This is a genomic window from Pseudomonas sp. 2995-1 (assembly GCF_002742505.1).
Lineage (GTDB): Bacteria > Pseudomonadota > Gammaproteobacteria > Pseudomonadales > Pseudomonadaceae > Aquipseudomonas > Aquipseudomonas sivasensis.
The window spans coordinates 567,689-580,604 of the sequence record NZ_LJSA01000377.1 but is presented as its reverse complement, the minus strand read 5'-3'; the positions used below and the strand labels follow the sequence as shown (position 1 = coordinate 580,604).

8 protein-coding genes are annotated in these 12,916 nt (G+C 57.9%); 3 read left to right on the top strand and 5 right to left on the bottom strand.

Translation table 11 applies throughout. The annotated features are described in order from the left end of the window. Positions 1-16: 16 nt before the first annotated feature. Positions 17-394 carry a response regulator gene (locus AOA61_RS19855; protein WP_032885674.1) on the top strand — a complete coding sequence of 126 codons (378 nt, stop codon included), beginning with the start codon at positions 17-19 and terminating at the stop codon, positions 392-394. A 34-nt stretch (positions 395-428) separates the two neighbouring features. Here AOA61_RS19855 and AOA61_RS19850 read toward each other — a convergent pair whose 3' ends face one another. The 5 genes from AOA61_RS19850 to AOA61_RS19830 all read right to left on the bottom strand — a co-directional run bounded on the left by AOA61_RS19850 (position 429) and on the right by AOA61_RS19830 (position 10,643). Beyond that, on the bottom strand, positions 429-5,147 hold the full coding sequence (locus tag AOA61_RS19850; protein WP_143521223.1) for a hypothetical protein: 4,719 nt from the start codon (positions 5,145-5,147) through the stop codon (positions 429-431). Positions 5,148-5,298: 151 nt separating this feature from the next. Next, on the bottom strand, positions 5,299-6,969 hold the full coding sequence (locus AOA61_RS19845) for an ATP-binding protein (RefSeq protein ID WP_099602499.1): 1,671 nt from the start codon (positions 6,967-6,969) through the stop codon (positions 5,299-5,301). Beyond that, complete coding sequence (locus AOA61_RS19840; RefSeq protein WP_032885743.1) at positions 6,969-8,468, bottom strand: ATPase domain-containing protein; 1,500 nt, start codon at positions 8,466-8,468, stop codon at positions 6,969-6,971. The genes AOA61_RS19845 and AOA61_RS19840 overlap by 1 nt, the downstream gene beginning before the upstream one ends. 145 nt (positions 8,469-8,613) lie before the next feature. Continuing rightward, entirely contained in the window at positions 8,614-9,672 is a 1,059-nt protein-coding gene (locus AOA61_RS19835; RefSeq protein WP_095184748.1) for a tetratricopeptide repeat protein, read from the bottom strand. 77 nt (positions 9,673-9,749) lie between these two features. Beyond that, complete coding sequence (locus AOA61_RS19830; RefSeq protein ID WP_032885671.1) at positions 9,750-10,643, bottom strand: bestrophin family protein; 894 nt, start codon at positions 10,641-10,643, stop codon at positions 9,750-9,752. A 308-nt stretch (positions 10,644-10,951) separates the two neighbouring features. Between AOA61_RS19830 and AOA61_RS19825 the strand changes: the two genes are divergently transcribed. Continuing rightward, positions 10,952-11,719, top strand: a complete 768-nt coding sequence (locus AOA61_RS19825; RefSeq protein ID WP_099602498.1) for an SDR family NAD(P)-dependent oxidoreductase — start codon at positions 10,952-10,954, stop codon at positions 11,717-11,719. A gap of 12 nt (positions 11,720-11,731) precedes the next feature. Beyond that, positions 11,732-12,916: an acetyl-CoA C-acyltransferase gene (locus AOA61_RS19820; RefSeq protein WP_099602497.1), complete on the top strand. Its 1,185-nt coding sequence runs from the start codon at positions 11,732-11,734 to the stop codon at positions 12,914-12,916.

Genomic DNA, 12,916 nt, shown 5'->3' with positions numbered 1-12,916 from the left:
CGAACGAAGGCTTCCCATGAGTGAAGATGCACAAGATGTCGTACTGATCGTCGAGGACGACGAATCCATTATGTTTGTGCTGGGTGAATACCTGGCAGGCCTGGGTTATCGGGTCCTGAAGGCGATCGACGGCAAGCAAGCGTTCGAGATTCTGGCGACCAAGCCGCACTTGGACCTGATGGTCACCGACTACCGTCTGCCGGGCGGGATTTCCGGGGTGCAGATCGCAGAACCGGCGATCCAGTTACGACCGGAATTGAAGGTCATTTTTATCAGCGGTTACCCGCAGGAAATTCTCGAATGCAACAGCCCGATCACGCGCAATGCGCCGATCCTGGCCAAGCCGTTTGACCTGGATACCCTGCACGAGCATATCCAACGCTTGCTGGCGTGAAAAAGTGGCGCGTGGGCGCCACTCAATTCAATCGTTAACGTTTTAACCTTTGAACATTGGCGTTGAGCGTACTGGCTGGCGTGTACGCGAACTGCCAACCGCGTTTTCCGTCAATACCATTGAGGAAGGCCTGCAGACCTTTGTCGTTGCTCAGTGGATAGACCGTCATACCGCCGCTAATTACCGGGAGGTTGCCATTTTTGATCATGGCCATATCCAGATCCGGACTATTAGTGTTGAAAAGGTACAACTGATTATCTTTGGTTTTTTGGATGTAGACGGTGTGCGCGAACGCTTCGCCCTCATTGGTATGCTTGAAATTCAATAGCCCGGACTCTGTAATGTCAGCGCTGTTGAACACCGTTTGGAGGTTATCTGTTTTGATTCCCATCAGGTCCAGGTAATGCGGCGAATAGTTTGTGCCGCCGCTGCGGTCTGTAGCCTTTATGACAGCATCGTACACTTCAGATGAAAGGCTTTTTTCAGCCTGCCCTACCCGCATAGACGCCTCGTAACAAACCAGGCCCTGATTACCCGGCGCTTTGTGCAGTATTTCCAAGTTCTGTCTCAACTGAGTGTTAGACAGTTTTTGGGGGCCGGACGGAGTGAGGGGGGCGCTGTACAAGCTGTTGACGTCCAGATTGAAAACGCTGTTTTTTTGCTGCCAGTCATCCGTGTGATCAAAGACCTTGAATTCCAACTTTGTTGGGTCGGTGCTATGGGTTTTATAGGGGGGCTGAAGTTTCTTGTCACGCGTCAGTTTTTCTAAGCCTTTTTGCATCGCCTCTGCGTTTGAAAAGTTGGCGAGACCATGGTTGGGATCATAAAAGTAATACGTTTTATACGCGCCATCGACTTTTACTCCTGCGGCCATCGCATGGCCTGGAGAGTCGATCATTAAGGATTTCGAAACCGTCGAATTGGACAGCTCCCTGACCATGTCTTGAATGGAAACCTGACGGGTGGGCTGTCCTGCGTGGAAGGCACTTTGGCCACCCGTTTTGCTTTGGATTTTACTGAGCTTGGCGACGAAATCCCTGGAGGCCGGATCTAACGCAAAGGCCGCGGCGGTGTACATATTCTTGATTAACACTTGCTCCTTGCCTTGCGCCATCGCCGTTGCCATGGCACGTGCGAGAGCCGCGCACTGACCATCAGACAATTGCCCTGTTTGGGTGAGGTAAATGATTTGGGGCATAGGCGTAACGTCGCCGAAGCGCGGCTCAATGTTGCCTATAAATCGCGCCGATGTGTTTTTACCGAACTGATAGGCCATGTCGTCATACTTTTTGACCAACATGCCGACCTGTTCTGATGTCAGGGTTTTACTGGCGCCAAGCTTCATTAAGTCAGCCAATGACATCTTATTGGAGTAGCCATTGATCTTCCGCGGGTCTCCGTAAATATAGCCGCGGTCAAACGCCTCTTTATCTGGCCCTTCTCGATGGGTTCTAACGGATTTCTTCCAGTCGCCGACCACCGCGCCACTTATTCTTTTTGCAGGGTCCGTTGCTGTCGCAAAACTTCCCAAATCATTGCTGTGTACCGAAGGCAGGAAGTCTTTTATGGCAGGGCCGTAGGGTTGCCCGGTTGCCGGGTTGAAGGCGTGCCACTTTCCATCGAGAAGGGTTGCCGGTGCTTCAATGAACTCGTTGTTGACCTTGAATGTTCCCACCGAGGCCGCGTCGAAACGTTTACTGGCGGATACCAGGTCATAACTGCCGGCAGAATGAGTCAGTGTTCTAAAACCCTTTAGTACTGATGTGGAACCAGTTTTCGCGAGGTAAAAGGCCCCCTTGGCGAGGTCCGTTGCGCCGTCGAAGGGATTAAGACTTCCTATGGCTGTGCGCCCGACAATCTTAGCCCCGTGGAGCAGCTTGCTGAGTGCGGAAGCGCCGGACATCATTGCTTTGGCGCCCTTTGCCGCCGCACCGGCCCCGACGATAAAACCAAACACATCCAATGTCAGATCCAAAACGCCTTCAGCGTAATCACCGTTTTGAAAGTTGAAAATCGCCGACCTTAACGGGATCAGATTCAACATGAACTCACGCACCTTTTTGTGAAAAGGCTCCTCAGTGTCAAAGGTCGTTTGTTGTTGGGCTTCCATTGTGAGTGCTTTGATATTGATGTGTTTGATAAACGCATCGGCAATATAAGAGGTACGTTCACTGTTAAAGCTATCGGGCGTGGCGGTTGCGCCACTTTTTTCATCCGTGAGGCCTGACGCGGACGGTGTATCGGGAATCACCTGGACAAGTTTTCTATCAGGATGGGTGTGACCGGTTGGGAATCTTCCAGGTCGAAAATCGCCCAGGTCGGTACGTTCGGTAATTTTTGCGTGTTTTAGATCTATCTCGTAGGTATGAATCTGACCCATGCGTTCAGTTTTGACCAATAGGTTGTGATCGTCACGCTCGCGTATTTTCGGCATGAGAGAGAAGGGTGAATAGTCAATGTATTGCTCTTTAACAAGAGTTAATTTTCCGAGTTCAAGATTATTTCGCGTGGAAATGGGTTGTTGCGATATCAAGTGTTTGACTTGCGTGCCCAGGCTTTTTTCCATGCCTGAGCAGTACGCCGAAAACGCACTTTTGAAGGCCGAGGAAAGATGAGGGAGTTGCTTTATCGTTTTCAGGACCTCGCTGATATTGACGCCAGAGGCTGACGAAACAAACCTGCTGGGCGAGTAGGGGGATCCGTCGGTGAAGAGCGCTCTATAAAAAGCATCGGGTTGGGCGGTGGGTGCGCCATGTGCACTTCCTCCATCCATGTACAAATCCAGGACCGAATAAGGTCCGGGGAAATCCGCAACAGAAGGCTCCAGCGTGATGCACTTTTCATCAAACAGTGCCGCAGCCATGTGCGGCAGCGCCTTCTGTAACTGTTCCCGCGCCATGTCCCTGGCTATCGGCATCGGTGCACGTTGCGCATCGCTGGCAGTTTTCAATTCAGCGATCCGAGCATGAAACGCGTTGCGCACTTCGTTCATCTGCGTTTCGTTTTGAGGGTAAGGCAAGCCATTGGCGTGCCCCCAGTCCTTGAGCGCTTCCTGCTGGACAAGGAACTCAGTACGGCGCTCCTCTTCAGAGATCGGTGCGATCGCCGCTTGCAGCATCACCTCGCCGTAGGTCATCGCCGCCGTTGATCCCGCTGCCTTCGCCTCAAGGCGCCCGACGGCGGTGACAAAACTGACCCAACTGTGAGAGCCGAAGGTCAGGCTTTCGGGGATGTCCTTGACCAGCAACTCCGGCGTACGGCTTGCCAACAACAGGTGGGCTTGCAGCGCGGCTTTCTCGGGCGATGATGCTTGGCCTGAGGACACCAGGTAGTCGCTCAGGTCCTTGACGATGCCCGCTACAGGCTTCCCGTAAACATTAGGGCCCAAGGTAGAAATGCCCGCTACGTAGCCTCTGGAAGCGCCTGGTTGAACCTTACGGTCAATACTCAGCGCAGCCAGCAGCCAGTCGTTGGGACTGCCTTTCACAGACTTTGCATCGAAACTGCTCTGCAGTGCTTCGCCAAGTGCCTGCCCCCTGGGCGACTGGATCAACCTGTCGAGGACCCGTTGAGGATGACGTAACTCGGAAGGCTCGAATGTCGCGTCTTGCGCCAGGTACTCCAGCACGCTCTTGAAAGGCTTCAAGTCAATGTCGCCGATCTTGCCGTGACGTAGGTTTGCCCTCAGTTGCCACTGGCTGCGGGTGTCGAGTGGTATCGGCCATGCCAGTGCACCGCCATAGTTGCCATGGGGCGGGTGTTGGGGTTCTAGTCGGAGCAGGGCCGCGGCGAGATTCTCCGCTTCCTGGTGATTGGTGGGAATATCCCAACCGTTTGCCTGCAGGTAATGCTCAAGTGTGGCTTCGCCCCATGTGTTCATGGCAGCTTCTGGATAGCTGCTGTCGGGGGCGATCTGGACGTTGTTTTTTTGCAGGTGATCAAGAATCAGCTCGGAGGGAAGATCGCCGCGCTTTAAAAGCATGGCGAGATGCGTGAACGCAAACGCGGCATCACGGCGGGTATTCTTATCTCCCAGGGCCTTCTTTTGCCCTGTGAGTGCCTCCTCACTGCGCGCCTCTTGAAGGCCGGCGGGTAGCTGCGCAAAGGATTTATCCTGCGCCAATTGCGCCGCTCTGTCCTGGCGCTCTGCGACTGACGATTTTTCGGGCTCCCGATAGAAGCGCTTCACCAGCCATAACGGCGCGCTGTTGCTGTGTTCGGACAACGGCGGGGAGAAAGTGGAAAGTCCGTTGCCCGCCGCTATGACCTTCGCCGCCTCAACGACAGGGCCGCTTACCCCGGACCACTGCTTGTCTTCCTGGCTATGCGTCTGTGTCACTGGTGATGCGGTGATATAGCGCTGAACTTTGAAAGATACTTGACCCGATTCGGGCGTGATTTTCACTGTGCGGCTATCCACCCCGATGTGTCTCATCCACTCCTTGACATCATCGGACTGCATCGCTCGCCCTAATTGCGCCCACCACTGACCGAATGTGGAGTTGGGAGGAATGTTTTCTATCATCACCTCCCGATCCTGACTTTCAACATCAGTCAAGCGAAGGAGTGCCTTGCCATAAATCTCGGCCAGAAGGCTGTCGCCCTCGGAACGGGCGGTGTCATGGGAGGGGACGGGACCTTCAGTCCTGAGCCCAGGCTTATTGAACTGGGGTTGATCTACGGACGTCAGTGGCGCGTTGACGTTCATCGGGAGGTGATGACTGAGCACTACATCATTACGGGATGGGATCATTGGCTAGCTCGTCAGGTCGGCAGGGAGGAACACCCTAGGTGTCACTCTCAGTACCCAAAAACGTTCTGGCGATTCCGCTTATCCCGACGCCAATGATTTCCGAACTTTTCCCTCTTGACCTGGCTGTGCCGCAAGCAATACATGCATCACATCATGCCCGGATCATCTCCCGCACCTTCGCCGTCAACAAATCAAAGGTAAATGGCTTGGTAATCAACTGCATGCCAGGGTCGAGAAAACCACCGCGCACGGCGGCATGTTCGGCATAGCCGGTAATAAACAATATCTTCAGATCCGGCCGCATCTGCCGGCCGATCTCTGCCATTTGTCTGCCGTTCATGCCGGGCAAGCCGACATCGCTGATTAACAGGTCGATGCGCTGTTCAGATTCAATGATCGGTAATGCCGTATTGGCGTCCTCTGCCTCAACAAACCCATAACCCAGCTCTTTAAGTACTGCGCTGACCAGCACGCGTACGGCGGGGTCGTCCTCGACGATCAGCACGGTCTCCCCGGAATTGGCAAATGGCAGCAACGCAGGGTCGACGGGTGCGGGCACGACGGTCTCACCCAGAAAACGTGGCAGGAACAGGCTGACGGTCGTCCCAAGGCCCACCTCGCTGTGCAGGGTGACGTGTCCGCGGGACTGACGGGCGAAGCCGTAGATCATCGATAAACCAAGGCCGGTGCCTTGGCCGATCGGCTTGGTGGTAAAGAAGGGGTCGAACACACGGCCAATCACGCTTTGCGGGATGCCGCAGCCGTTATCACTGATGCTCAGCTCAACGTAATCGCCTGGAGGCAGGGTGCCAAAAGCAGCGGTGAAAACGCTGTCCAGGTGCCGATTCGACGTTTCCACCGTCAGCTTGCCGCCGTTGGGCATTGCATCGCGGGCATTGAGCACCAGGTTGAGCAGGGCGCTTTCCAGCTGATTGGGGTCGGCTTCAGCTGTCCAAGGCTGGTCGGTGAGTTGCATCTCAAGGGTAATGCTTTCATTGATGCTGCGTTCCAGCAGTTCACCCATGGAGCTGACCAGTTCATTGATATTGACCGGTTTGGAGTCCAAGGATTGCCGGCGGGAAAACGCTAGCAACCGATGGGTCAATCCGGCTGCGCGGTTAGCTGACGTGACGCCAAGATCGATGAGGCTATCGAGGTCGTCCAACTTGCCACGGGACACGCGCCTGCGCAGTAACTCGAGGCTGCCGATAATCCCGGTGAGCATATTGTTGAAGTCGTGGGCGATACCGCCCGTCAATTGGCCGACGGCTTCCATTTTCTGTGATTGGCGCAGCGCCTCTTCGTTGTGGCGCAGTTGCGCGGTGCGCTCTTCGACTTGTTGTTCAAGGGTTTCAAGTGTGCGTTGCAGGCGCAGTTCGCTTTCGCTCAAGTCGATCAGGCGGTCACGCGCCTCGTACTGGCGACGACGGCCGCGCAGAGCAGCGCTGACCAGGCTGATCAGGGTCACCGGGTGGAAGGGCCGCTCCAGGAAGGTCACATTGCCGAGCAGGCCACTGAGGTGGGACGAACCGTTCTGTTCGCTGCCGCCGTGATGGGTCATCAGCACGATGGGCATATCCGACCAAGCGGGCTGCTGGTGCAGTTTTTCCAGCAGCGGCTCCAGATCGATACCGCGCAAGGCTTCGGCGGCAATGATCAACAGACCTGCACCTTCTTCCATCGCGTCGCACAGCATCGGCAGGTGGGTCGCGACGATGCCGGAGTAACCGGCTTCGTTGAGCATCATCAACGCCAGTGAACTGTCGCGCCCCACTGGCGCCAGGATGATCGCGCGTTCGGAAACGCCAAGTAGATTCGGCACTATTGCTCATCCTTGAGCAAAGGGGAGCCTGCGCCCATGTAGGTCGGGATGCCGCGCAGTACGCCCTGGAAGTTGTCCAAGGGCTCGCCGACGGTCAAGCCACGGTTGCTGATGCGGTATTCACGAATGGTCGACTCGTGGGCGCCGGTACGTTTCTTGATGATCGAAATCGCCCGGCGGACTTTGCCCAGCGCTTCAAAGTAACGCAGCAGAATCACTGTGTCGGCCAGGTAGGTGATGTCGACCGGTGCTTGCATGTCACCCACCAACCCGTGTTGAGCGACGGTCATGAAGGTCGCCGCACCGCGACGGTTGAGGTACAGCAGCAACTCGTGCATGTGCAGGATCAGCGCATTTTCTTCAGGCATCGCCGCCTGGTAACCGTTGATGCTGTCGATCACCACGGTTTTGATACCCCCTTCGTCGATAGCGCGGCGCACCCGGTGGGAGAACTCGCCAGGGGACAGTTCGGCAGCGTCCACTTGTTCGATCATCAAGTTGCCGGTGGCCTGCAGCGCTTCAAGGTCGATACCCATGTTTTTCATGCGTTCAAACAACAACCCCAGCTCTTCGTCGAAGATAAACAGCGCTGCCTTTTCGCCGCGTAACACGGCGGCGGCAGCGAAGATCATCGAGATCAACGATTTGCCGGTACCGGCCGGGCCGAGAATCAGGCTGCTGGAGCCCGTCTCGATACCGCCTCCCAACAATGAGTCCATCTCGCTGATGCCGCTGGTGAGCGTCTGGCGGTTGTAACCACCGCGGTGTTCGGCGGCCACCAGGCGAGGGAATACATGCACCCCGTCCTGCATGATGGTGAAGTCGTGGAAACCGCCGCGATACTTCTGGCCACGGTACTTCACCACGCGAACCCGGCGGCGTTCGGCACCGTAGTTCGGCGTCAACTCTTCCAGACGGATCACGCCGTGGGCCACGCTGTGCACGGTTTTATCCAGGGATTCAGTGGTCAGGTCGTCCAACAGCAGTACGGTGGCGTCATAACGCACGAAGTAGTGCTTGATGGCGAGGATCTGCCGGCGATAACGCAACGAACTCTGCGCCAGCAGGCGGATCTCAGAGAGGCTGTCGACGACCACGCGGGTCGGCTTGACCCGTTCCACCACCTCAAAGATCTGCCGCGTGGCTTCACCCAGCTCAAGGTCAGAGGAATACAGCAGGCTCTGTTGGTGCTCGGCATTGAGCAAGCTTTCCGGTGGGGTCAGCTCAAAAATATGGATGTTGTCATCCAGGTCCCAACCGTGGGACTTGGCGCCCTGGCGCAACTCGCGCTCAGTCTCCGACAAGGTGATGTACAAGGATCGCTCGCCGTTTTTTGCCCCGGCCTGAAGGAAATGCAGGGCCACGGTGGTTTTACCGGTACCAGGTTCACCTTCCAGCAAAAACAGGTGGCTGCGCGATAGCCCCCCGGCAAGAATGTCATCAAGACCTTCGATGCCGGTGGCCGCCTTTTCACTGAACAGCTCTTTGGATGTAGACAAGAAGTGCCCTCGGGTCACGTACAAGTGGAAGGGCATGTTCGTCACAACACGCCATGTTTACTTGACCGTGGCACTATGCAACCGTTCAACAAACGGCTCAATTTATCGGTACAGGCGAGCCGTCCCCGAGGTGTCGTGGCGTGTCTTAGAGCCCTTGCTGCAAGGCCGGATCGTCCGGATTCTGTTGCTCAAGCTGAGCCAGCAGCACTTGGACATTCTGCAACTGCCCACTCTCTTTCCAGTAGTTGACCAGCAGCACCCGAGCCTTGCGATTGGCCGGGTGGCGCTGGACGATTTCTTCCAATTGGCGCTGCGCTGCCTCCAGCTCCTGCTGGTCGTGCAGGGTGGTGGCCAGGTCGTAGCGGTAATCCTGATTATCCGGCTCAAGCTCTACCGCTTTGGACAGGCCGAGGAGGGCATAAGGCCGCTCGCCATGGTGCAGCAGCCACATGCCGAGGGCGTGTTGCAAGTAGGCGGACTCGGGGTGCGACGCCAACTGCCGCGCCAGCAATTGGCGGGACTCGTCGGTCTTGCCTTGCTTATCCAACAGCTCGATCTGCGCGACCACTGCTTGCAGGTTGTCCGGTTGCAAACGCATCGCCTGTTCCAGGGCCTGTTGCGCCTCCGGCAACAGCGCGCTGTGGATGTAGAGGCGTGCCAGCTGAATCCACCCCTCGGCGGTTTCGGGCTGGGCCTTGAGGTATTTCACGAATTCGTCCAACACCTGCTGCAGCGGCCCGAAATACAGGCCAAGTGTATCCGGCGACAGGCCGAGCAAGGCATTGGCGGCGGCAAAGCGCACGCTTTGCTCGGGGTCATCCAGCGCCGGGCCCAGCAGCAGGGTGCGCTGGCCCGTAGGCACCAGGCCGACAATGCTGTGGATCGCCGCTTCGCGCACCACCGGCGATTCATTGATCAGGTCTTTATCCGCCAGCTTCAGGGCCTGGGGGCTTGGATAGTTGTGCAGTTCGGCATGCAGGGCGGCGCGGCGCTCATCGGTCAGGTCCGGGCGGCCCAATTGCTGATACAGCACTCGGGCGGCGCCAGGCTCGCCATTACGCGCCTGTTTCAGCGCTTTGGCGTAGCCATGGGCAATCGCGGGAGCCACAGCCACCGGGGCGGAGCGGGAGAAATACCAGGTGAGCAGCACAATGAAGAACAGGGCGCACAGGCCGACGATGGCGTAACGGCGTGACTTTGACATGCAGGCGTCCGAAAGCTTGAGTAGCTATTACAAAGGCCGTCAGCTTCGGTCAGACCAGGGCAGGTGTCAAACCGGCGTCAGGTGAGCACGTACTCCACTGGCTCCAAGGGCGCTGGCAGTTCGGTTTCGCCCAGCGCCGCGAGAATCTCACGCTCCAAGGTGCGTAGGAGCGCATTGCAGGGCAGGTCGTTTTCATCAAAGCCGAACGGGTCTTCCAGGTCATCGCCGATTTCATCCAGGCCAAAAAAGGTGTAGCTGACAATGGCGGTGAACACCGGTGTCAGCCAGCCCAGAGGTTCGGCCATGGCGAAGGGCAGCAGAATACAGAACAGGTAGATGGTGCGGTGCAAAAGCAGCGTGTAAGGGAAGGGCAGTGGCGTGGTCTTTATCCGCTCGCACGAGGCCTGAACCTGACTCAGGCTGACCAAGCGGGTTTCCAGCTGGGTATAGCGCCATTCGCTGATGACGCCCTGCTGAGCCAGTACCGAAAACCGCCCGCCGAGCTGTTGCAGCACACGGTCCGGCAGGTTGGGATGGTCCGCTTCCACGCTGGCCCAGGGCTGTATCGCCTGGGCTTCATTTTCATGGCGCAGTCGTGCGATCAACCCATGGGCAAAGCCGCCCAGCCCGCGCAACACGCGCGCACGTTCAGCGGCATCGGCGAGTACTTGGGTTTCACGGATCAGCGAGCGCACCTCGATGATCATCTGCCCCAACTGCTTGCGGCCCTCCCACCAACGGTCATAGCAGGCATTGTTGCGAAAGCTCATGAAGATCGACAACGAGAGCCCGAGCAAGGTGAAGGGCGTGGCGTTGACCTTGGAGAAGTACGCGGGGTGCAGGGTTTCCACGAGCACGATCACTGACGCCAGCAACGTGACCAGTAGGCTGCGCAGGGCGATGCGTTTGGCAATCGAACCTTTTAGGGAAAACAGGATACCCAGGAGATTGGGTTTAGGACGCACGATCATGGGGGGGCTTCTTTGGTGGCGCAGGCCATCAGGTTAGAAGCTGATAGGGAGGGCGTCCAATCGCTTGGGCCTACCGGCTGATCGGTGGGGTCTATGATCGGAGGTGCGCCAGCTTCTGTGTCAAGCAGGCCTCTGTGGTGGGCGGAGCAAGTCCGCTCACCACAAAAGCACGATCACCACGAGTGCCTTGCCCCCTTGGCCAAACCAGTCAGGCATGTTGAAAGCTTTGACCATTGTCGCTGTGCAGCACCCAAGCGACTATCAGGGCCATACGCTCGTTACCCGGTCCATCGTTCAAGGAAACAATGATGCAGATTGAAAACAAGGTTTTTCTGGTCAGCGGCGGCGCTTCGGGCCTCGGCGCGGCCACCGCTGAGATGCTGATCGCCGCTGGTGCCAAGGTGATGCTGGTGGATTTGAACGCCGAAGCGGTCGCCGCCAAGGCCAAGCAATTGGGTGAAAACGCCCGCAGTGCGGTGGCCGACATCAGCCAGGAAGCTGCCGCTGAAGCCGCCGTGCAAGCCACGGTCTCGGCCTTTGGCGGCTTGCACGGGTTGGTCAATTGCGCAGGCGTGGTGCGCGGCGAGAAAATTCTCGGCAAGAACGGCCCTCACGTGCTGGCGAACTTCGCCCAGGTGATCAACGTCAACCTGATCGGCAGCTTCAACCTGTTACGCCTGGCCGCTGCGGCCATTGCGGAAACCGAAGCGAATGCCGACGGTGAACGCGGCGTGATCATCAATACCGCTTCCGTGGCCGCCTTCGATGGGCAAATCGGTCAGGCTGCGTATGCCGCCTCCAAAGGTGCCATCGCCAGCCTCACACTGCCCGCGGCTCGTGAATTGGCGCGTTTCGGTATTCGCGTGATGACCATCGCTCCCGGTATCTTCGAAACGCCCATGATGGCCGGCATGACGCCGCAAGTGCGCGACTCCCTGGCCGCCGGCGTGCCATTCCCGCCACGCCTGGGCAAGCCTGCCGAATACGCCGCACTGGTGCGGCACATCATTGAAAACAGCATGCTCAACGGCGAGGTGATCCGTCTTGACGGCGCCTTGCGCATGGCAGCCAAGTAAGGAGAGTGACCCATGACTGATCCCATCGTGATTGTCAGCGCCGTGCGCACGCCCATGGGCGGGTTCCAGGGTGACCTCAAGGGACTGACCGCGCCTCAACTCGGTGCCGCCGCTATTCGTGCAGCGGTTGAGCGCGCCGGTATCGCCACCGACGCCGTGGATGAAGTGCTGTTTGGCTGCGTACTCCCTGCTGGCCTGGGCCAGGCGCCAGCGCGGCAAGCGGCATTGGGCGCCGGGTTGGACAAGTCCACCCGTTGCACCACCCTCAACAAGATGTGCGGCTCAGGTATGGAAGCCGCCATCCTGGCCCATGATTCACTGCTGGCGGGCAGTGTCGATGTGGTGATTGCTGGCGGTATGGAGAGCATGTCCAACGCGCCGTATTTGCTGGACCGCGCCCGCAGTGGCTACCGCATGGGTCATGGCCGCGTCCTCGACCACATGTTCCTCGACGGCCTGGAAGACGCTTACGACAAGGGCCGCCTGATGGGCACCTTCGCCGAAGACTGCGCCCTGCATAACGGCTTTACCCGTGAAGCCCAGGATGCCTTCGCCATTGCCTCCCTGGCCCGAGCTCAGGAGGCGATTAGCCACGGCAACTTCGCTGCCGAAATCGTCCCGGTACAGGTCACTGTCGGCAAAGAGCAAAAAACCATTCTGCACGATGAGCAGCCCCCCAAAGCCAAGCTGGACAAGATTGCCAGCCTCAAACCGGCGTTCCGCGAAGGCGGCACGGTGACAGCGGCCAACTCCAGCTCGATTTCCGACGGTGCTGCGGCGCTGCTGCTGATGCGCGAGTCCGAGGCGCACAAACGTGGGCTCAAGCCGTTGGCGGTGATCCATGGGCATGCTGCATTTGCCGATGAGCCGGGGCTGTTTCCCGTGGCGCCGGTGGGTGCGATTCGCAAATTGATGAGCAAGACCGGCTGGAACCTTGATGAAGTGGATCTGTTCGAGATCAACGAAGCCTTCGCGGTGGTCAGCCTGGTGACCATGAGCAAGCTGCAAATCCCCCATTCCAAGGTCAACGTTCACGGCGGTGCCTGCGCCCTCGGCCACCCGATTGGTGCCTCGGGCGCCCGCATCCTGGTGACCTTGCTCTCGGCCCTGCGCCAGAAGGGCCTCAAGCGTGGCGTTGCCGCGATCTGCATCGGCGGTGGTGAAGCCACAGCCATGGCCGTCGAATGCCTGTATTAA